At 38.3% G+C, this 20,522-nt stretch carries 18 protein-coding genes, 1 tRNA gene and 1 pseudogene; 16 read left to right on the top strand and 4 right to left on the bottom strand.

Annotated elements, in window-relative coordinates; genetic code table 11:
* Positions 1–17: 17 nt before the first annotated feature.
* The 4 genes from murA (at position 18) to SK608_RS01990 (ending at position 3,831) form a co-directional block, all read left to right on the top strand.
* Positions 18–1,301, top strand: coding sequence for a UDP-N-acetylglucosamine 1-carboxyvinyltransferase (gene murA, locus SK608_RS01975; RefSeq protein WP_033676151.1), 1,284 nt, complete (start codon positions 18–20; stop codon positions 1,299–1,301).
* Positions 1,294–1,482, top strand: a complete 189-nt coding sequence (locus SK608_RS01980) for a DNA-directed RNA polymerase subunit beta (RefSeq protein WP_033676361.1) — start codon at positions 1,294–1,296, stop codon at positions 1,480–1,482. The genes murA and SK608_RS01980 overlap by 8 nt, the downstream gene beginning before the upstream one ends.
* 38 nt (positions 1,483–1,520) lie before the next feature.
* Positions 1,521–2,345: a DNA-entry nuclease EndA gene (endA, locus tag SK608_RS01985; protein ID WP_033676154.1), complete on the top strand. Its 825-nt coding sequence runs from the start codon at positions 1,521–1,523 to the stop codon at positions 2,343–2,345.
* A 154-nt stretch (positions 2,346–2,499) separates the two neighbouring features.
* Complete coding sequence (locus SK608_RS01990) at positions 2,500–3,831, top strand: hemolysin family protein (RefSeq protein WP_033676156.1); 1,332 nt, start codon at positions 2,500–2,502, stop codon at positions 3,829–3,831.
* 195 nt (positions 3,832–4,026) lie between these two features.
* Here the strand turns inward: SK608_RS01990 and SK608_RS01995 are convergent.
* A tRNA-Cys gene (locus SK608_RS01995) sits at positions 4,027–4,097 on the bottom strand.
* Between the two features lie 161 nt (positions 4,098–4,258).
* On the opposite strand from SK608_RS01995, the gene SK608_RS02000 reads away from it, so the two are divergent.
* The 5 genes from SK608_RS02000 (at position 4,259) to SK608_RS02020 (ending at position 10,749) form a co-directional block, all read left to right on the top strand.
* Positions 4,259–6,247 carry a peptide ABC transporter substrate-binding protein gene (locus tag SK608_RS02000; RefSeq protein WP_033676158.1) on the top strand — a complete coding sequence of 663 codons (1,989 nt, stop codon included), beginning with the start codon at positions 4,259–4,261 and terminating at the stop codon, positions 6,245–6,247.
* A 66-nt stretch (positions 6,248–6,313) separates the two neighbouring features.
* On the top strand, positions 6,314–7,810 hold the full coding sequence (locus SK608_RS02005) for an ABC transporter permease (RefSeq protein ID WP_033676161.1): 1,497 nt from the start codon (positions 6,314–6,316) through the stop codon (positions 7,808–7,810).
* A complete protein-coding gene (oppC, locus tag SK608_RS02010; protein ID WP_000103703.1) occupies positions 7,810–8,736 on the top strand; it encodes an oligopeptide ABC transporter permease OppC in 927 nt (308 codons plus the stop codon). Before SK608_RS02005 ends, oppC begins: the two co-directional genes overlap by 1 nt.
* Before the next feature lie 8 nt (positions 8,737–8,744).
* Positions 8,745–9,812: an ABC transporter ATP-binding protein gene (locus SK608_RS02015; protein WP_000159550.1), complete on the top strand. Its 1,068-nt coding sequence runs from the start codon at positions 8,745–8,747 to the stop codon at positions 9,810–9,812.
* 10 nt (positions 9,813–9,822) lie between these two features.
* Positions 9,823–10,749 carry an ATP-binding cassette domain-containing protein gene (locus SK608_RS02020; RefSeq protein WP_033676163.1) on the top strand — a complete coding sequence of 309 codons (927 nt, stop codon included), beginning with the start codon at positions 9,823–9,825 and terminating at the stop codon, positions 10,747–10,749.
* A gap of 414 nt (positions 10,750–11,163) precedes the next feature.
* Here the strand turns inward: SK608_RS02020 and SK608_RS02025 are convergent, their stop codons facing one another.
* Entirely contained in the window at positions 11,164–12,042 is an 879-nt protein-coding gene (locus tag SK608_RS02025) for a LysR family transcriptional regulator (RefSeq protein WP_033676165.1), read from the bottom strand.
* A gap of 127 nt (positions 12,043–12,169) precedes the next feature.
* The gene (locus tag SK608_RS02030) at positions 12,170–12,520 is read right to left on the bottom strand and encodes a helix-turn-helix domain-containing protein (protein WP_033676167.1); all 351 of its coding nucleotides are present in this window, start codon (positions 12,518–12,520) and stop codon (positions 12,170–12,172) included.
* A 273-nt stretch (positions 12,521–12,793) separates the two neighbouring features.
* On the opposite strand from SK608_RS02030, the gene SK608_RS02035 reads away from it, so the two are divergent.
* Both SK608_RS02035 and SK608_RS11070 read left to right on the top strand, forming a co-directional pair.
* A complete protein-coding gene (locus SK608_RS02035) occupies positions 12,794–14,419 on the top strand; it encodes a malolactic enzyme (protein WP_033676169.1) in 1,626 nt (541 codons plus the stop codon).
* 202 nt (positions 14,420–14,621) lie between these two features.
* Positions 14,622–14,741 (top strand): annotated as a pseudogene (locus SK608_RS11070) (IS630 family transposase); the annotation flags it as partial.
* 292 nt (positions 14,742–15,033) lie between these two features.
* Here SK608_RS11070 and SK608_RS02040 read toward each other — a convergent pair.
* On the bottom strand, positions 15,034–15,549 hold the full coding sequence (locus SK608_RS02040) for a YbhB/YbcL family Raf kinase inhibitor-like protein (RefSeq protein WP_023943433.1): 516 nt from the start codon (positions 15,547–15,549) through the stop codon (positions 15,034–15,036).
* A 126-nt stretch (positions 15,550–15,675) separates the two neighbouring features.
* Here SK608_RS02040 and SK608_RS02045 point away from each other — a divergent pair, with 126 nt between their 5' ends.
* From SK608_RS02045 to SK608_RS02065, 5 genes are all read left to right on the top strand, one after another.
* Complete coding sequence (locus tag SK608_RS02045) at positions 15,676–16,551, top strand: LysR family transcriptional regulator (RefSeq protein WP_033676172.1); 876 nt, start codon at positions 15,676–15,678, stop codon at positions 16,549–16,551.
* Positions 16,552–17,145: 594 nt separating this feature from the next.
* A complete protein-coding gene (locus SK608_RS02050; protein ID WP_033676174.1) occupies positions 17,146–18,123 on the top strand; it encodes an ABC transporter substrate-binding protein in 978 nt (325 codons plus the stop codon).
* 10 nt (positions 18,124–18,133) lie between these two features.
* The gene (locus SK608_RS02055; RefSeq protein WP_000011438.1) at positions 18,134–19,027 is read left to right on the top strand and encodes an ABC transporter permease; all 894 of its coding nucleotides are present in this window, start codon (positions 18,134–18,136) and stop codon (positions 19,025–19,027) included.
* A gap of 12 nt (positions 19,028–19,039) precedes the next feature.
* The gene (locus SK608_RS02060) at positions 19,040–19,843 is read left to right on the top strand and encodes an ABC transporter ATP-binding protein (RefSeq protein ID WP_000157661.1); all 804 of its coding nucleotides are present in this window, start codon (positions 19,040–19,042) and stop codon (positions 19,841–19,843) included.
* Between the two features lie 325 nt (positions 19,844–20,168).
* Complete coding sequence (locus tag SK608_RS02065) at positions 20,169–20,417, top strand: YneF family protein (RefSeq protein WP_000364990.1); 249 nt, start codon at positions 20,169–20,171, stop codon at positions 20,415–20,417.
* Positions 20,418–20,522: the final 105 nt, after the last annotated feature.

A 20,522-nucleotide genomic window follows, 5' to 3' on the forward strand; every position in this document is an offset into this window, starting at 1 on the left:
ATGTAAAGGAAGTAAGTATGGAAAAAATTGTGGTTCAAGGTGGCGATAATCGTCTGGTAGGAAGTGTTACGATTGAAGGAGCAAAGAATGCAGTCTTGCCCTTGTTGGCAGCGACTATTCTAGCAAGTGAAGGGAAGACCGTCTTGCAGAATGTTCCTATCTTGTCAGATGTTTTCACTATGAATCAGGTGGTTCGCGGTTTAAATGCCAAGGTGGATTTTGATGAGGAAGCTCATCTTGTCGAGGTGGATGCGACTGGCGATATCACAGAGGAAGCTCCTTACAAGTATGTCAGCAAGATGCGTGCATCTATCGTTGTCTTGGGGCCAATCCTAGCCCGTGTAGGTCATGCTAAGGTATCCATGCCAGGTGGTTGTACGATTGGTAGCCGTCCTATTGATCTTCATTTGAAGGGTCTAGAAGCTATGGGGGCTAAGATTAGTCAGACAGCTGGGTATATCGAAGCCAAGGCTGATCGCTTACATGGGGCCCATATCTATATGGACTTCCCAAGTGTTGGTGCAACGCAGAACTTGATGATGGCAGCGACTCTGGCTGATGGGGTGACAGTGATTGAAAATGCTGCGCGTGAGCCTGAGATTGTGGACCTAGCCATTCTCCTAAATGAAATGGGAGCCAAGGTCAAAGGGGCTGGTACAGAGACCATTACCATTACTGGTGTTGAGAAACTTCACGGTACGAATCACAATGTGGTCCAAGACCGTATCGAAGCTGGAACCTTTATGGTGGCTGCTGCCATGACTGGTGGTGATGTCTTGATTAAAGATGCTGTTTGGGAGCATAACCGTCCCTTGATTGCCAAATTGCTTGAAATGGGAGTGGAAGTGACAGAGGAGACTGAAGGAATTCGAGTTCGCTCTCAACTAGAAAATCTAAAAGCTGTCCATGTGAAAACCTTGCCTCATCCAGGATTTCCAACAGATATGCAGGCTCAATTTACAGCCTTGATGACCGTTGCAAAAGGGGAATCAACTATGGTGGAGACAGTTTTCGAAAATCGTTTCCAACATTTAGAAGAAATGCGCCGCATGGGCTTGCACTCTGAGATTATCCGTGATACGGCACGTATTGTTGGTGGACAGCCTCTGCAGGGAGCAGAAGTTCTTTCAACTGACCTTCGTGCCAGCGCAGCCTTGATTTTGACAGGTTTGGTAGCACAAGGAGAAACTGTGGTCGGTAAATTGGTTCACTTGGATAGAGGTTACTACCGTTTCCATGAGAAGTTGGCACAGCTAGGTGCTAAGATTCAGCGGATTGAGGCAAGTGATGAAGATGAATAAGAAATCAAGCTACGTAGTCAAGCGTTTACTTTTAGTCATTCTGGTACTGATTTTAGGCCTCCTAGCCCTAGGAATCGGCTTAATGGTAGGTTATGGAATCTTGGGCAAGGGTCAAGATCCATGGGCTATCCTGTCTCCAGCAAAATGGCAGGAATTGATTCATAAATTTACAGGAAATTAGGCTGGGAGACCAGCCTTTTTATAAAGATAAGGAGAAATATGAACAAAAAAACAAGACAGACACTAATCGGACTGCTAGTGTTATTGCTTTTATCTGCGGGAAGCTATTATATCAAGCAGATGCAGCCGACAGCTAATAGTCCCAAAACCAAGCTTAGTCAGAAAAAACAAGCGTCTGAAGCTCCTAGTCAAGAATTGGCAGAAAGTGTCTTAACAGATGCAGTCAAAAGCCAAATAAAAGGGAGTCTGGAGTGGAATGGCTCAGGTGCTTTTATCGTCAATGGCAATAAAACAAATCTAGATGCCAAGGTTTCAAGTAAGCCCTACGCTGATAATAAAACAAAGACAGTGGGCAAGGAAACAGTGCCAACCGTAGCAAATGCCCTCTTGTCTAAGGCTACTCGTCAGTACAAGAATCGTGAAGAAACTGGGAATGGTTCGACTTCATGGACTCCTCCAGGCTGGCATCAGGTTAAGAATCTAAAGGGTACTTATACCCATGCGGTCGATAGAGGTCACTTGTTAGGCTATGCCTTAATCGGTGGTTTGGATGGTTTTGATGCCTCGACAAGCAATCCTAAAAACATTGCTGTTCAAACAGCATGGGCAAATCAGGCTCAAGCCGAGGATTCGACTGGTCAAAACTACTATGAAAGCATGGTGCGTAAGGCCTTGGATAAAAACAAGCGTGTCCGTTACCGTGTAACTCTTTATTATGCTTCAAACGAGGATTTAGTTCCTTCAGCTTCACAGATTGAAGCCAAGTCTTCAGACGGAGAATTGGAATTTAATGTTCTAGTTCCCAATGTTCAAAAAGGACTTCAACTGGATTACCGAACTGGAGAAGTAACTGTAACTCAGTAAAAGATAAGATAAACTCCTATGTCACTTGTGGATGTAGGGGTTATTTTTTGGACAATTTAAGTAGAACTAGAATAGATACTGAGAAAAAATAATATGTACTGGACTATATTTTGTGATATAATAAAGGATAAGATACTATTTTAGGAGAAGAACTATGGAAGACCCAAGTAGTCAGAATTTGTTGCTACAATTAGTTTTATTGTTTATCTTGACGGTGTTAAATGCCTTTTTCTCAGCCACAGAAATGGCCATGGTTTCACTTAACCGTGCGCGGGTTGAACAAAAGGCAGAAGAAGGAGATAGACGCTATATCCGTCTGCTGAAGGTACTAGAAAATCCTAATCACTTTTTATCAACCATTCAAGTAGGGATTACCCTGATTACGATCTTATCAGGGGCGAGTTTGGCAGACACTCTGGGACGAGAAATTGCATCTTGGCTTGGAAATGGTGAAACAGCTTATGCCGTTGCAAGTTTTCTGTCTTTAGCATTTTTGACTTATATTTCCATCGTTTTTGGGGAATTGTATCCTAAGAGAATCGCTCTTAATCTAAAGGATGCCTTGGCGATTCGTACAGCGCCAGTTATTATTGGACTGGGAAAACTAGTTAGTCCCTTTGTTTGGCTCTTATCTGCATCTACCAATCTCTTGAGTCGCTTGACTCCGATGACCTTTGACGATGCTGATGAAAAAATGACCCGTGATGAAATTGAGTACATGCTGACAAATAGTGAAGAAACACTAGATGCTGACGAAATTGAGATGTTACAAGGGATTTTTTCACTAGATGAACTGATGGCCAGAGAAGTCATGGTTCCTCGAACGGATGCCTTTATGGTCGATATTCAGGATGATAGTCAAACCATCATCCAAAGTATTTTAAAACAAAATTATTCTCGTATCCCTGTCTATGATGGAGACAAGGATAACGTGATTGGCATCATTCACACCAAGAGTCTCCTTAAGGCGGGCTTTGTGGAGGGTTTTGACAATATTGTTTGGAAGAAAATCTTACAAGATCCACTTTTTGTTCCTGAAACTATTTTTGTGGATGACTTGTTAAAAGAATTGCGCAATACCCAAAGACAAATGGCAATCTTGCTAGATGAATACGGTGGGATGGCTGGTTTGGTGACCCTAGAAGACCTCTTAGAGGAAATCGTTGGCGAAATCGATGACGAAACAGATAAGGCTGAAATCGAAGTTCATCAAATCGGAGAAGATACTTATATCGTTCAAGGTACCATGAATCTCAATGATTTTAATAGCTACTTTGATGTTGAGCTGGAAAGTGATGACGTTGATACCATCGCTGGTTATTATTTGACAGGAGTTGGGACCATTCCAACGACTGAGAAACTCAGTTATGAATTAGTCAGCCAAAACAAACAGCTTATCTTAACCAATGATAAAGTGAAAAATGGACGTGTTACCAAGGTAAAAGTCCAGATTACAGAAGTCGAAATAGAAGAAGAAACAGAGTAAATTAGAGGCTTTTGTCATCATGAGTGACAAAGCTTTTTTCAGTTGTTTTAAAAGGGAATAGTATCCTCGAAAAACTCAGCCCCAACCTTGCCCCAAAAGTTTTTTAAAGTTATACGTATTTATTCGAGGAAAAAGAAAAAAGCCCTTTAAATTGGGCTTTCTGTCTTGATAAAATCCGATAAATTCGGTATTGAAAGGCGGTAGACGGATTTGAACCGACGATCAAGCTTTTGCAGAGCCGTGCCTTACCACTTGGCTATACCGCCTTAACGTTTATTATTATACCTTGAAAATGGTTTTCAGTCAATAGCTTTTTCAGATTTTTTGTGTCAATAAGCCTAAATATTCTGAAAATTCGTTTACTTTTCTTGAAATCTATGATATAATTGATGATAACCTATACTTTATTTATAAGAGGAGTAAATAAATGAAAAAAAGTCAAGTGCTTGCTGTAGCGGGAGCTACCTTATTAGCGTCAGGAGTTCTAGCTGCGTGTTCAAACACTAGTTCAAATAATGCTAAACTAGCAAAAGATTACCAATATGTTTATCAAACAGATCCAGAAACCTTGGATTATATCGTCAGCAATATCGATTCAACATCTTTCGTCACAACAAATGCTGTAGATGGTTTGTTGGCTAACGATAAATATGGTAATCTGGTTCCTTCTATTGCTGAATCATGGACAGTTTCAAAAGATGGTTTGACTTATACTTATAAAATCCGTAAGGATGCTAAATGGGTAACTGCAGAGGGAGAAGAGTACGCTCCTGTCACTGCTAAAGACTTCGTTACTGGTTTGAAACATGCTGTAGATGGAAAATCAAAAGGACTTTCAATCGTTAGCTCTTCTATTAAAGGATTAGAAGCCTATATCAAGGGTGAAACAAGCGATTTTTCAACCGTTGGAGTAAAAGCGCTTGATGATCAAACATTAGAATATACCTTGAACCAGCCAGAAACTTTCTGGAATGACAAGACAACTAGTGGTGTTTTGATGCCGGTTAATGAAGAATTCTTAACTTCAAAAGGGGAAGGTTTTGGTGCCCCAACCGATGCTAACTCTATTCTTTATAACGGTCCATTTGTCTTGAAGGCTGTAACTCCTAAATCATCTATCGAGATGGCTAAAAATGACGCTTATTGGGACAAAGAAAATGTAAAAATTGAGAACGTTAAGTTCACTTTCTGGGATGGTAAGGACCAAGATGTGATTGCTAAAGGTTTTGCTGATGGTCAATATAGCAAGGCTCGTATCTTCCCTACAAGTTCTACATATGAAAAATATGCAGCTGACTTTAAAGATAACATTTACTTTAATGAACCAGGTGCGGGTGTTGCAACTGTCAGCTTGAACTATGGCCGTACAACTTATAACCACACTGCCAAAACAAGTGATGCCCAAAAGACATCTACTCAGAAAGCATTGCTAAACAAGGAATTCCGTCAAGCCTTGAACTTTGCTGTCGATCGCAATTCTTATTCAGCTCAAACAAATGGTACTGATGGAGCTGCAGTAGCCATCCGTAATACATTTGCACCATATAATCTTCAAGTTGGTAAGAAAACATTTGGTGAATTGGTACAAGATAGCTTGGCTAAGACAAATTCTTCTACTTGGTCAAACGTGTCTCTAGCAGATTCTCAAAATGGCCTTTACAATGAAGAAAAAGCTAAAGAAGTCTTTGCTAAAGCAAAATCAAGTCTACAAGCTGAAGGTGTTGAATTCCCAATCCACTTGGATGCCTTGGTTATCCAAGAATCAACAGCGGTTGTAAACCGTGTTCAATCATTGAAACAATCAATTGAAAAAGTATTGGGTTCAGATAATGTTGTTGTAGATTTACAACAAATGACTCAAGCAGAAGCTTTACCAATTTCATTTAGCGCTCCAACAGCTAAAGAACAAGACTGGGATATCCATACCTTGCTAGGATGGAACCCTGACTATCAAGATCCTTCTACTTTCTTGGATCAATTCGTCCTTAAGGGAGGAAGCACTCGTCTTTACCTTGGTATTGACCAAAACACAGATGCATCAGTAGTAAGCAAACTTGGTTTAGCTGACTATGGAAAATTACTTGATGACGCAAACAGCGAAAACCAAGACGTTCAAAAACGTTATGAAAAATACGCAGTAGCACAAGCTTGGTTGACTGACAATGCTTTGACAATTCCAGTAATGGCTTCTCCAAAAGAAACAGCCGTTTCATATGTTTCAAAAGTTCTACCATTTAGCTCTTCATATTCAGTAGCCGGCCTTAAAGGAGAAAATTCAGGATACTTGAAGTACACTGAAGTTGGTGAAAAAGCAATCACCAAAGAAGAGTATGAAAAAGCTCGTGAAAAATGGTTGAAAGAAAAGACTGAGTCAAACGAGAAAGCTCAAAAAGAATTGGCAAGTCATGTGAAGTAAATAATTTTCAATAGAACTTTCTCTCCATGAGGAGAAGGTTCTTTTGGGATTTTTAAAGGAAATGATATGAAAAAATATATTTTTATGCGTGTTTTGCGGTCCTTGGTTTCTATCTTCTTAGTAACAACCTTGACCTACACGATTATCTATACAATGGTTCCTCGAAAATTGATTTTCAAACAGGATACCAACTATAACAAGATTGCGACAACTGCTGATAAACGTGATAACTATGAGAATACTGTTTATGAGCGTATGGGCTATATCGAGTACTACGATACCAAAGAGTTGCAAGAAAAAGCTAGCCAGATGGATGCTTCTGTAACAGTTGAAGCCAATGATACCAACAAGGCTATCTATGAAAAATACATCAAACAAATTGGTCATGGTTGGACCTTGGGAGAATTTACTGAAAGTGGCCAATTCTACGCTACTCGTGAAATCCCAATTTTTGAACGTGTTTTTCACTTCTATGCTAACTTGATTGACATTGATCATACAAATAAAATTCAAGACCCTGAAAATCCAGACTTGAAGCGTTATCTTCGTTTCGAAAACGATCCAGCGATCGGATGGTCCTTGGTTGGTTCAGGAACTAAACATAAATATCTCTTGTACTTCAACAGTCAGTTCCCATTTGTGCATCAAAACTTTGTGAACATTAATTTAGGTGACTCTTATCCAACCTATGCTAATAGCCCTGTTTTACAGGTTATTACTCAAGGACAAGGGCAAACAAAAACATCTCAAGTTCAATTCCCAACAGGTAAGAAAACTTCTTCTGTAAATATTTACTCAAGAACCTACAAATCACCTAGTCAGGCTGATTCACGTGAAGTAGCTAACTATGGGAAAGATGATCCGTATACGGCTACTGAAAGTAACTACCAATATCCTTCAATGATTGCCAGCTCTGCTGTTGTTGGATTGATCGGTTTGGTGATTTCTTATGCGATTGCCGTGCCACTTGGTTCAGCTATGGCTCGCTTCAAGAATACTTGGATTGATAGTTTTTCAACAGGGGCTTTGACCTTCTTGATGGCTCTTCCAACAATTGCCTTGGTTTATATCATCCGTTTAGCTGGTTCTTCAATCGGCTTGCCAGATTCATTCCCTATCTTGGGTGCGGGAGATTGGCGTTCTTACGTTTTACCAGCAGTTATCCTTGGTTTATTGGGTGCTCCTGGTACAGCTATTTGGATTCGTCGTTACATGATTGACTTGCAATCACAGGACTTTGTTCGTTTTGCTCGTGCAAAAGGTTTGTCTGAAAAAGAAATTTCAAACAAACACATCTTTAAAAATGCCATGGTTCCGCTGGTTTCAGGAATTCCTGGTGCCGTTATCGGGGTTATCGGTGGTGCAACCCTTACTGAAACAGTCTTCGCCTTCCCAGGTATGGGTAAAATGTTGATTGACTCTGTAAAAGCATCTAATAACTCTATGGTCGTTGGTCTTGTCTTCATCTTTACATGTATTTCTATCTTCTCACTTCTTTTGGGAGATATTTGGATGACGATTATTGACCCACGTATTAAATTGACTGAGAAAGGAGGCAAATAATGTCTACAATCGATAAAGAAAAATTTCAGTTTGTAAAACGTGACGATTTTGCCTCTGAAACTATTGATGCGCCAGCATATTCTTACTGGAAATCAGTGTTTAGACAATTTATGAAGAAGAAATCAACTGTAGTCATGTTGGGAATCTTGGTAGCTATCATTTTGATGAGTTTCATCTACCCAATGTTTTCTAAGTTTGATTTTAATGATGTCAGCAAAGTAAACGACTTTAGTGCTCGTTATATCAAGCCAAATGCTGAGCATTGGTTCGGTACAGATAGTAACGGTAAATCTCTCTTTGACGGTGTCTGGTTCGGAGCTCGTAACTCCATCCTCATTTCTGTGATTGCGACAGTGATTAACTTGGTTATCGGTGTTTTTGTCGGTGGTATTTGGGGGATTTCAAAATCAGTTGACCGTGTGATGATGGAAGTTTATAACGTCATCTCAAACATTCCATCTCTTTTGATTGTCATTGTCTTGACTTACTCAATCGGAGCTGGATTCTGGAATCTGATTTTTGCTATGAGTGTGACAACATGGATTGGAATTGCCTTCATGATCCGTGTGCAAATCTTGCGTTACCGTGATTTGGAATACAACTTGGCGTCACGTACTTTGGGAACACCAACCTTGAAGATTGTTGCCAAAAACATCATGCCACAATTGGTATCTGTTATTGTGACAACCATGACTCAAATGCTTCCAAGCTTTATCTCATACGAAGCCTTCTTGTCATTCTTCGGTCTTGGATTACCAATTACAGTGCCAAGTTTGGGTCGTTTGATTTCAGATTATTCACAAAACGTAACAACTAATGCTTACTTGTTCTGGATTCCATTGACAACTCTTGTCTTGGTATCCTTGTCCCTTTTCGTAGTTGGTCAAAACTTAGCGGATGCTAGTGATCCACGTACACATAGATAGGAGTAGAAATGACAAAAGAAAAAAATGTAATTTTGACTGCTCGCGATATTGTCGTGGAATTTGACGTTCGTGACAAAGTATTGACAGCCATTCGCGGCGTTTCCCTTGAACTAGTTGAAGGAGAAGTATTAGCCTTGGTAGGTGAGTCAGGATCAGGGAAATCTGTTTTGACAAAGACTTTCACAGGTATGCTTGAAGAAAATGGTCGCATTGCCCAAGGAAGTATTGACTACCGTGGTCAGGATTTGACAGCCTTGTCTTCTCACAAGGATTGGGAACAAATTCGTGGTGCTAAGATTGCGACTATCTTCCAGGACCCAATGACTAGTTTGGACCCAATTAAAACAATTGGTAGTCAGATTACAGAAGTTATTGTAAAACACCAAGGAAAAACAGCTAAAGAAGCGAAAGAATTGGCGATTGACTACATGAATAAGGTTGGGATTCCAGACGCAGATAGACGTTTTGATGAATACCCATTCCAATATTCTGGAGGAATGCGTCAACGTATCGTTATTGCTATTGCCCTTGCCTGCCGACCTGATGTCTTGATCTGTGATGAGCCAACGACTGCCTTGGATGTAACTATTCAAGCTCAGATTATTGATTTGTTAAAATCTTTACAAAACGAGTACCATTTTACAACAATCTTTATCACTCACGACCTTGGTGTGGTAGCAAGTATTGCGGATAAGGTAGCGGTTATGTATGCTGGAGAAATTGTTGAGTATGGAACTGTTGAGGAAGTCTTCTATGACCCTCGCCATCCATATACATGGAGTCTCTTGTCTAGCTTGCCTCAGCTTGCTGATGATAAAGGGGATCTTTACTCAATCCCAGGAACACCTCCGTCACTTTATACTGACCTGAAAGGGGATGCTTTTGCCTTGCGTTCTGACTATGCAATGCAGATTGACTTTGAACAAAAAGCTCCTCAATTCTCAGTATCAGAGACACATTGGGCTAAAACTTGGCTACTTCATGAGGATGCTCCAAAAGTAGAAAAACCAGCTGTGATTGCAAATCTCCATGATAAGATCCGTGAAAAAATGGGATTTGCCCATCTAGCTGACTAGGAGGAAGGAAATGTCTGAAAAATTAGTAGAAATCAAAGATTTAGAAATTTCCTTCGGTGAAGGAAGTAAGAAGTTTGTCGCGGTTAAAAATGCTAACTTCTTTATCAATAAGGGAGAAACGTTCTCACTTGTAGGTGAGTCAGGTAGTGGGAAAACAACTATTGGTCGTGCTATCATTGGTCTAAATGACACAAGTAATGGTGATATTATTTTTGATGGTCAAAAGATTAATGGTAAGAAATCGCGTGAACAAGCTGCGGAATTGATTCGTCGAATCCAGATGATTTTCCAAGACCCTGCGGCAAGTTTGAATGAACGTGCGACTGTTGATTATATTATTTCTGAAGGTCTTTACAATCATCATCTGTTCAAAGATGAAGAAGAACGTAAAGAGAAAGTTAAAAATATTATCCGTGAAGTGGGGCTTCTTGCTGAGCATTTGACTCGTTATCCTCATGAGTTTTCAGGTGGTCAACGTCAACGTATCGGTATTGCCCGTGCCTTGGTCATGCAACCAGACTTTGTTATTGCGGATGAGCCCATTTCAGCCTTGGACGTTTCTGTTCGTGCCCAAGTCTTGAACTTGCTCAAAAAATTCCAAAAAGAACTTGGTTTGACCTATCTCTTTATCGCCCATGACTTGTCGGTTGTGCGCTTTATTTCAGATCGTATCGCAGTTATTTACAAGGGTGTTATTGTAGAGGTTGCAGAAACAGAAGAACTGTTTAACAATCCAATTCACCCATATACTCAAGCCTTGCTTTCAGCGGTACCAATCCCAGATCCAATCTTGGAACGTAAGAAGGTCTTGAAGGTATACGACCCGAGTCAACACGACTATGAGACTGATAAGCCATCCATGGTAGAAATCCGTCCAGGTCACTATGTTTGGGCTAACCAAGCAGAACTGGTACGTTACCAACAAGGATTAAACTAATAATGGTTTTATAATTTCCATAAAAATTGATGTGGAAATTATAAACCTTTTTTTGTTGGACTGATTTGAAAAGCTTTGAAAGCTTCCTGAAAGAATTTTCGAAAGAAATAGAATTCTTAGAAAATCATTGAATTATAGTGAGATGAAATAAAATCTGAACAACTAGATTAGGAAAGTCAAATTAATTTCTAGAAAAGTTTTAGAAGTCGCGACGTATTACTCTAGCTTCAATCTACTATAGTCTAATACTCTTCGAAAATCTCTTCAAACCACGTCAGCTCTATCTGCCACCTCAAAACAGTGTTTTGAGCAACCTGCGGCTAGCTTCCTAGTTTGCTTTTTGATTTTCATTGAGTCTAATATCTACAATGTAAAAAACTCTAGCTATCAGTTCATTGATAGTTAGAGTTTTTTCTATTCATATGATTTAAGGAGTTTAAATAAAGCTTCTATTTCTGATGACGGTGTAGCCGATTTAAGGTAAGCGTAATAAACTGTAAAAGTTATCTTGTCCTTCGGTATAAGAGGAATTTTTATTAAATCATCATCTTCATCAGAAAGTGCGATATCAGCCAGTAAACTAAGGCTAATCCCTTTTTTTAAAAGTTCTTTAAGAATGACAATGTCATCAGTCTTAAAGAATATTTCTGCCTTGTTTTGATGCTTTTGATTAAGCGTTTCAAAAGCTTTCAGGTGAACAAAGTGTTCGTCTAAGAGTATAAAGGATTGGTCTACTAATTCTTCAAAAGCGAGGGAAGGAGCAGTGGCAAAAGGATGGTTCTTAGATAAAACGACATACAGTTCTTTATGAAATAACTCGTGTGTCTCTATTGAAGGATAATTGAGAGGTTCAATCAAACCGAGTAGGCTTGCATTAAGGTCTCCCTTAAGGAGAAGGTTTAATAACTCTACGGAGCCACCGCGGATAGGGCGTATCTTTTTTAAAAAATCGAATTTATCTTTTTCATTTAAGGCAGCAAAGAGATACTGAATGATAATAGGAGGGAATCCTACAGTAGAGTATTGTGCCAAGGAGCGATTAATTTCTTTGCGAGTAGAAATGACCTCAGGTAAAATCAGTTCTGTATGCTTTAGAAGGATTTGTCCTTGAGGAGTTAGCTTGAAGGAACGATGCGAGGGGTCATGGTAAATCAATTTGCAGTTAAAGGATTCCTCTAAGCGCTTGATAGCATAAGAAATAGATGGTTGGCTGACTTTATGTTGTTTTGCTACTTCTGTATAGGATTGAAGCTGGCAGAGGTCATAAAAATATTGTAGATCTTTTAAATTCATATGGGCTCACTTTCATTAGTTGGAGAAGGAAAATAAGTGGAAAACAGCAGATAAATAATTTTTATCCGTATCCTACAATTTGACTATACGAGTATTCACCAGTTAAAATGTAAGTGAGTCAGGGATCTCAAAGATTATCTAAGATACTCTCAAAAATGACCAACATCTTTTCTCGTTTATCAATAGGGAACTGTTTAATCTTCATGTTGATTCTTTTGAGTGAAAGATTGTCACTCTTATCAGAGGTTGATTCAAGGCTATCAAAATTGAAAAATTCCTCTGGGGTCATTTCTAGGGCGTCAATCACTTTTTCAAGACTGTGAATGGTCAGATTCACATTTTGGTTTTCAAGTTGATTGATATACTTAAGCCCGAGTCCTGCTTGTTCCGAAAGTTCTTCCTGGCTCATTTTATTCTGTGTTCGAAAATATTTTACTTTTTGGGAAATATATTGTTGTAAATAGTTTTTAGTTGTCATATAAATAGAATACAAGTTTTATATGACAAAAAAACACCTTAAAAAATACAAAGTATCACATAACATACCTATATGATATTTATTTTAATTAGGATTGTCAATTTGTATGATTGGCTTATTTTACTCGAAACTTTTAGTAAAGAGAGATCATCGAGAGTTTGATGAGTTCAGAAATTTATAACATATGCGTATACAATTGTATTGTTTAAACAACAACGTTTCATGAACAATTCGTTTCATGTGGTATAATATAAATAAAAAGGAGGTTGCACTATGACTGCACATGATATTTTAAACAATCCTTTCCTCAATAAAGGTACTGCCTTTACCTTAGAGGAGCGAAAGGAACTAGGCCTTATTGGTTTACTGCCACCGTATGTTCAAACGATTGAAGAACAAGCGGCGCAAACTTATGCACAAATGCAAACAAAAGCCAATGATTTGGAAAAACGTCTTTTCCTAATGGAAATTTTTAATATCAACAGGACTCTTTTCTATTACCTCTTTTCTCAACATTTGGAGGAATTCAATCCAATTGTATACGATCCAACCATTGCAGATACCATTGAAGGCTATAGTGACCTCTTTGTAGATCCCCAATATGCGGGATATCTTGATATTAATCATCCTGAAAATATTGAAGCTACTTTGAAAAACGCTGCCGGGGGTCGCGAGATTCGTCTCATTGTTGTAACAGATGCAGAAGGAATCCTTGGAATTGGCGACTGGGGAACAAATGGTGTCGATATTTCTGTTGGGAAATTGATGGTTTATACGGGTGCTGCTGGAATTGATCCTTCAATGGTCCTTCCTTTAGTTATTGATGCAGGGACTAACCGTGAAGAACTTCGTAACAATCCTAATTACTTAGGAAATCGTCACGAACGGGTCCGCGGAGATCGTTACTACGACTTCATTGACCAATTTGTTCAAACAGCAGAACATCTCTTTCCTAAACTCTACCTTCACTGGGAAGACTTCGGTCGCTTGAATGCTGCCAATATTCTTGAAAAATACCGGAAACAAATTCCGACCTTTAATGATGATATTCAAGGTACAGGAATCGTTACCTTGGGTGGTATCTTCGGTTCGCTGGATATTAGTGGTGAAAAATTAACAGATCAAGTTTATCTCTGCTATGGTGGTGGTACTGCGGGTGCAGGAATTGCCTCTCGTATTCTTCGTGAAATGGTAAGTGAAGGTCTTTCTGAAGAAGAAGCCTATAAACGGTTCTTTATGGTTGATAAGCAAGGTCTTCTCTTTGATGACATGGATGACTTGACACCAGAGCAAAAACCATTTGCTAAGAAACGTGCTGACTTTAGTAATGCAGATAAGTTGACTGACCTGCTTGAAGTAGTGAAGACTGTGAAGCCAACCATTCTTGTAGGAACTTCAACTCAGCCTAATACCTTCACTAAAGAAATAGTAGAAGCTATGTGTGAAAACACAGAACGTCCAATGATCTTCCCTTTGTCAAATCCAACTAAATTGGCAGAAGCTAGTGCCAAAGATTTGATTGAATGGTCAGATGGCAAAGCTTTTGTCGCAACAGGAATTCCTGCTGATACGGTTTCTTATAAAGGTGTAGACTATGTGATTGGTCAAGCAAATAATGCCCTGATTTACCCAGGTCTTGGTCTAGGTATGCTGGCTTCTGAAGCAAGTCTTTTGACTGATGAAATGATTGGAGCAGCGGCGCATTCATTGAGTGGTATTGTCAATCCAGGCCAACCAGGAGCTCCTGTCTTGCCACCATTCAAGTATGTAGCAGATGTTTCTATTAAAGTAGCAGAAGCAGTCGCTAAAAAAGCACAAGAGCAAGGTCTTGCACGCGCTAAGGAAACAGATATGGCCAAAGCAGTTCGTGATTTTAAGTGGTATCCAGAGTATAAATAATTCATTTCTGCTGCCTATCCTCGGGATACTTGGCTTATTTTGGATATGTTAGCAATCTACAGAGTTGATAACCGAAAAGTAAAGAGATTATCGTATTGACTATTGGTTTTAAAAAGTATAAAATAACTGTCGATTTTTTGTCCGACTGCCAAGAGTCAGTTTAATACTATACTAAAATCAAAACGCATTATATAATAGTGATATGAAATCAACCAAAGAAGAAATACAAGTTATCAAAACACTTTTAAAAGAATCTAGTACAACTAAATACCATAAAAGTCTTCAAATCGTTCTATTTTGTCTAATGGGCAAATCTTTGAAATTATCCTAAAAGAATTGAAAGTGTACTGAAAGAATTTTCGAAAAATTTTAAAATGATCAAAACGCATAATATCAGATGTAGGTTAGCTTGATATTATGCGTTTTTATTATGTAAAGATTTGATGAATTTCTCCTAATACTCTTTGATTTTCATTGAGTATAAAATTGAGTTTTTGTATAGCTTCAAACGTATGTATAGAGAATATTAGAAATTAGACTATGTTAAATTAGTAAATTTGATAGTCTGTATTTGTTTCAAAGTATTATAAAATCGTTTATCCCATATTTTTTATTTAAAATTGACCAATAACAACTGTACTAGTTTTCTCCAATGAGATTGAAGAGAGAGCATCTAATAGTTCATTATAGTAGAATCCATTTTTCAAATCTGTTTTAGTAGCTAGAGCGAACACTTCTAGCGTATATCGATGATCTTTATCAGGAGGAGTTGGTCCAACAAACATAGAATCAATTTCAGAAAAATCAGTTTCCAATAGAGGACTTGCGAAACTATTTTTCCCTTGCGTAATAGAATCTTTATAATCTAGACTGTAATTTTCAGGAATAATGACTGTATTATTTTTAACTTCTATATCCGTAGCAAGCCAGTGAATCCAAGGGAATGAACAAACTGGAATCGCATCATAATCAATTAAAGTAATAGCTATATATTTTGTCCCTTCTGGTAATTCGCTAATTTCAAAGGGGAAAGATCGTATAGGATTCCCCTTAATAATGTCGGTACAATCTGCTTCTTTTCCAAATCGTTTAGGCAATAAGTTCTGGTTAAAAGGTATATTAATTTTCATCATATTGCTCCTTTCATATAATCGAATAAATTATTCTTGATTCTATGATATAATAAATACTAACTTTTTAAAATTTGGAAAAAGTTAATAATTCATTAAATATTATTTTAGGAAGGAGAGGAGATAATGAATTTAGATTGGTATTATACATTCTTAGTATTATCTAAACACCTCAATTATCATAGAGCAAGCGAAGAATTATTTTTAACGGAACCAACACTTCACCAGCAAATAAAAAAACTCGAAAAACACTTACAAGTAAATTTATTTGAAACAGTTGGAAGAAATTTAACTTTAACTCCAACAGGACGAGAATTTATCCCTATAGTAAAAAAAATAATTACAACGTATGAAGATGGAATTAAAAAAATACAATTAAAAAATAAAAAGTTGGAAACTCATTTAAACATTGCAGTTTCACCTTACATAGCTACCTATCTGTTACCGAAATTTCTTCCAGAATTTTTTGAAGAACAACCATCTGTAGGTATTTCAATTACAGTTTTACAAAATGATATCGCTCGAGAAATTGAAAATAATCAATTTGATATTGGGATAGCTAGGGAAGAACCCTATACTACAAAGATTAATTCAGAAAAAATTTGTGAGGGTAAAATTGCTCTTTTTTATCCCAAAAATGATTCTCAACTAACTGAGGTGGAGTTATTTCAAAAATATAAGATTTTATCAGATAATCATCCTGTTTATTGGAATAAAGTAAAACAAGAAATTTCTGAAATTGTTCCGGAATCTCAATTTGTTTCTATAAAGGATATAGCAGTGACTGAGAAATTGATTGAAATGGGACAAGGAATATCTTATCTTCCTCTATACCTTAAAATGACTTTAAATCCTAATATTGCTACTCGAATACCAGAAGAAATTTCTATTCCACTATCCTTTACTTACATAATGACTAGAAAAAATTCGGAAGCGATTGAACTTTTCAAAAATAAATTTAAGGAATTTATTGTTTTTGAACAAAATAAAGTAAATTTTTGACTCTTAAAAAGATGACTTGTGTATCTAGAAACTAGTGTTAATGTATAAAATTGAAATTTCGCATCCTCCTTTCTGAGTTTAGATTGACTTGGTTATGAGTTTGAAACAGGGATAGAAAAACTTTGAAAGAATTTTCGAAAAATTTTAAAAAATTCTGAAATATTCTTGACAGGTGATGAAAAAGGTGGTAAGATAGGAAACATCAAAAAAGAAAGCAGAAAAAGAAATGAATAAGAAACAAGCTGTAACGATGAATCAAAACTTTTACTTTAGCTACTTTAGATAGTGTTTGTAGACATGTCACCATGGATGCAAACAGTTCAAGCAATTTGTTTGTATCTATGTGGCTAAGATTTTTGATTGTGGTCCATATAGATGAATATCTAAATGGACTAGCTAAGTTGTAACTTGTTAGATTATTTCAAGCATCCGTTTAGGTATTATCTAGGCGGTTTTTTGTTTTATACTCTTCGAAAATCAAATTCAAACCACGTCAACGTCGCCTTGCCGTACTCAAGTACAGCCTGCGGCTAGTTTCCTAGTTTGCTCTTTGATTTTCATTGAGTATTATCTTTTCTGAGAAGGAGTTTCATTATGAAAGTTGTTCGAAAATTACTAGCACCCCTCTTGGTAGTGGGGATCCTCTTGACCTCTCTGATCAGTTTGCATCAGCTGAAGGCAGATAAGAAAAAAGATGTGTTTCGTATCGGTATTTCGCAGTTTATTACCCACCAGTCCTTAGATGCTACTAGAGAAGGATTTGTGGATGAACTGGCCAAGCAAGGCTATATTGAAGGGAAAAATATAGAGATTGATTTGCAAAATGCACAGGGAGAACAACGAAATCTAAAAACGATTTCCCAGCAACTAGCAGAATCTAGTGATGTCGTTCTAGCTATCGCAACGCCTTCTGCTCAGAGCTTGGCCAATACAACACAAACGACACCTGTTATTTTTTCAGCGGTAACAGACCCTGTCAGTGCCAAGTTGGTAGAGTCAAGAGAGCATCCTGGGGGCAATGTAACTGGGACAAGTGACCAGTCATCAGATGCCATTTCAACCCAAATCAATTTGATAAAGAAAGTTCTACCAAAGGCTAAAACGATTGGAATCCTCTATACTCAGAGCGAGCCAAACTCAGTTGTCCAAAAGGATGAAGCTAAGCGCCTTCTGGAAGAAAAAGGCTTTACCGTTGTTGAAAAAACAATCTTGGACAGTAACAACGTCAAGGCGGCTGCAGAAAGCTTGATGGCAGAGGTGGATATGGTTTTTGTCCCAACGGATAATATCATTTCGTCAACCATGGAAACAGTTAAGCAGGTTTCTATTAAACACAAGGTTCCAGTATTCGGTGGTTCAACAGAAATGATTGCTGTGGGTGGCTTGTATAACTACGGAACTAATTATGAAGAATTGGGAAGACAGACAGCTCGCATGCTGATTCGTGTTTTAAAAGGTGAGAAGCCAGAAAATATAGCAGTTGAGTTGCCTGAAAAACTGGAATTGCATACCAATAAAGAAATGGCAGATGCACTAGGAATTGATATTAGTAAATTAGAGGGCAAGAAATAGGAGGTTTAAGATGAGTTTTGTATTATCTAGTTTATCAGAAGGTTTGTTGTGGTCGATTATGGCCATTGGGGTTTACTTGACTTTCCGTATTTTGGATATTGCGGATATGACTGCTGAAGGGGCCTTTCCACTGGGGGCGGCTGTCGTCGTATCTCAGATACAGGCAGGGACAAATCCTTGGATTGCGACTTTACTTGCTTTGCTGGCAGGTATGGTAGCAGGTCTGGTATCAGGAATGCTTCACACCAAGATGAAAATTCCAGCTCTCTTGACAGGGATTGTGACCTTGACAGGGCTTTATTCAATCAATATTAAAATCATGGGCAGCGTACCTAATCTTTCCTTGGGAGATTCTGCAACCGTCTTTAAACAATTGGCGAGCTTAGGGCTGACAACTGAAGAAGCTGTTTTCTCATTCAGTTTGGCCTGTCTCTTACTTGTTTGTTTGGTCTTGACTCTTTTGATGAAAACAGAGATTGGCTTGGTCTTGCGTTCGACTGGGGACAATATTCCGATGAGTGAGGCCAATGGGGTCAATGTAGACACCATGAAGATTGTTGGTTACATGATTTCAAACGGCTTGATTGCCTTATGTGGTTCCTTGTTTGCCCAAAATGATGGATTTTCAGATGTGACTTCTGGGACAGGAACTATCGTTGTTGGTTTGAGTGCAGTCATTATTGCGGAAGTCTTGATTCACGACTTGACCATTGGAGGCCGCTTGTTATCTATCGGAATTGGTGCTATTGTTTATCGTTTGATTATTTTAAATATCTATGAAATTCCAAATCTAGATCAAAACCTGGTTCGTCTCTTTAATGCAATCTTGCTCGCTTTAGTTTTATTTGCACCAGAATTGCAAAAGAGATTAAAGATTCGTGGTCTAAAATTGAGAAATGAATAGGAGGAGAAAGTTATGGCAAGTTTGTTAACACTTGAAAATATTCACAAAACATTTGAAGCAGGGACGGTCAATGAGAACCATGTCCTCAAAGGATTAGACTTAGAGGTTGAAGAGGGAGATTTTATCTCTGTGATTGGTGGAAATGGAGCAGGAAAATCCACTTTGATGAATATCTTGGCTGGCAATTTATCTGTGGATGAAGGGGACCTTCTACTGGCAGGGAAATCCATTAAAAATCTGAGTGTAAGAAAGAGAGCCAAGGATATCGCCCGTGTTTTTCAAGATCCTAAGATGGGAACAGCTTCTCGTTTGACAATTGAGGAGAATATGGCTATTGCCTTGAGACGCGGTCAGAAGAGAGGGCTTGGTTGGGGCGTGAAGGAGAAGGATAGAATTCAGTTTCAAGAGGCCTTGAAGGAGTTGAATATTGGTCTTGAAAACCGCTTGAAAGTGGATACTCAATACCTCTCAGGAGGACAAAGACAGGCCTTGACCCTAGTCATGGCAGCTCTGGTGAAACCTAAACTTTTGCTTTTGGATGAACATACTGCGGCACTTGACCCGAAAACTAGTCAAATGGTGATGGACTTGACGCAAAAGATTGTGGAACACCATCAGTTGACGACCTTGATGATTACCCACGATATGAACCATGCGATTGAGTACGGAAATCGTCTCATTATGCTCTATCAAGGCAAGATAGTGGTGGATGTCAAGGGAGAAGAGAAAAAGCATCTGACAGTTGAAGACCTCATGCATCTCTTCCAGAAAAATAGTGGCCAAAGTCTAGTTAGTGATGAATTGGTTTTGGGATAAAGAAAAAGGCTGAGATCTAGTGTCTCAGTCTTTTATTAGTACAAATGGATAGGCAGAAATATGAAATTAATACTCTTCGAAGATCTCTTCAAACCGTGTCAGCTCTATCTGCAACCTCAAAACAGTGTTTTGAGCAGCCTACGGCTAGCTTCCTAGTTTGCTCTTTGATTTTCATTGAGTATAAATTCAGCAAGGAGCCCTCTTTCGCAGAAAAGCAGGGTTCTTTTTGCTGTCTATTCCATCTATGAAAGCGTAAAACAAACTAGTCAGGGTGGCTAGTTTGTGGTATAATGAAAGAGACTCAAAAAGAAACAGGAGAAAAATGATGGATTTACTTTTAGCAATTGTATTGATTGTGCTAGCTTTTCTAGGAGGAGCTCTTGGAGGAATGTACTTGGTTCGTAAGCAAATTGAAAAAGAATTCGCTGACAACCCACGTTTGAATGCTGAAGCAGTTCGTACTCTTTTGAGTGCAAATGGTCAAAAACCAAGCGAAGCTAAGGTACAACAAGTTTACCACCAAATCATCCGCCAACAAAAAGCAGCCCTTGCTAACAATAAAAAGAAAAAATAAATAAGGAAAAGTCTGGGATGAAAGTTCCAGACTTCTCACTATGTTGGCTAAGGGTTTAGGGATGAGACTTTTTCCTTGCATTCTATTGATATTTGATTATGATTA

This window comes from Streptococcus mitis subsp. hohhotensis (assembly GCF_000722775.1).
Classification (GTDB): Bacteria; Bacillota; Bacilli; order Lactobacillales; family Streptococcaceae; genus Streptococcus; species Streptococcus carlssonii.

Bases quoted from the DNA above. Each gene is read 5' to 3' on its own strand.
- SK608_RS01990 (WP_033676156.1), top strand. From the start codon at position 2,500: ATGGAAGACCCAAGTAGTCAGAATTTGTTGCTACAATTAGTTTTATTG.
- SK608_RS02050 (WP_033676174.1), top strand. From the start codon at position 17,146: ATGAAAGTTGTTCGAAAATTACTAGCACCCCTCTTGGTAGTGGGGATC.
- SK608_RS02045 (WP_033676172.1), top strand. From the start codon at position 15,676: ATGAATTTAGATTGGTATTATACATTCTTAGTATTATCTAAACACCTC.
- SK608_RS01980 (WP_033676361.1), top strand. From the start codon at position 1,294: ATGAATAAGAAATCAAGCTACGTAGTCAAGCGTTTACTTTTAGTCATT.
- SK608_RS02030 (WP_033676167.1), bottom strand. From the start codon at position 12,520: ATGACAACTAAAAACTATTTACAACAATATATTTCCCAAAAAGTAAAA.
- SK608_RS02055 (WP_000011438.1), top strand. From the start codon at position 18,134: ATGAGTTTTGTATTATCTAGTTTATCAGAAGGTTTGTTGTGGTCGATT.
- endA (WP_033676154.1), top strand. From the start codon at position 1,521: ATGAACAAAAAAACAAGACAGACACTAATCGGACTGCTAGTGTTATTG.
- SK608_RS02015 (WP_000159550.1), top strand. From the start codon at position 8,745: ATGACAAAAGAAAAAAATGTAATTTTGACTGCTCGCGATATTGTCGTG.
- SK608_RS02025 (WP_033676165.1), bottom strand. From the start codon at position 12,042: ATGAATTTAAAAGATCTACAATATTTTTATGACCTCTGCCAGCTTCAA.
- SK608_RS02035 (WP_033676169.1), top strand. From the start codon at position 12,794: ATGACTGCACATGATATTTTAAACAATCCTTTCCTCAATAAAGGTACT.
- SK608_RS02000 (WP_033676158.1), top strand. From the start codon at position 4,259: ATGAAAAAAAGTCAAGTGCTTGCTGTAGCGGGAGCTACCTTATTAGCG.
- SK608_RS02040 (WP_023943433.1), bottom strand. From the start codon at position 15,549: ATGAAAATTAATATACCTTTTAACCAGAACTTATTGCCTAAACGATTT.
- oppC (WP_000103703.1), top strand. From the start codon at position 7,810: ATGTCTACAATCGATAAAGAAAAATTTCAGTTTGTAAAACGTGACGAT.
- SK608_RS02065 (WP_000364990.1), top strand. From the start codon at position 20,169: ATGGATTTACTTTTAGCAATTGTATTGATTGTGCTAGCTTTTCTAGGA.
- SK608_RS02060 (WP_000157661.1), top strand. From the start codon at position 19,040: ATGGCAAGTTTGTTAACACTTGAAAATATTCACAAAACATTTGAAGCA.
- SK608_RS02020 (WP_033676163.1), top strand. From the start codon at position 9,823: ATGTCTGAAAAATTAGTAGAAATCAAAGATTTAGAAATTTCCTTCGGT.
- SK608_RS02005 (WP_033676161.1), top strand. From the start codon at position 6,314: ATGAAAAAATATATTTTTATGCGTGTTTTGCGGTCCTTGGTTTCTATC.
- murA (WP_033676151.1), top strand. From the start codon at position 18: ATGGAAAAAATTGTGGTTCAAGGTGGCGATAATCGTCTGGTAGGAAGT.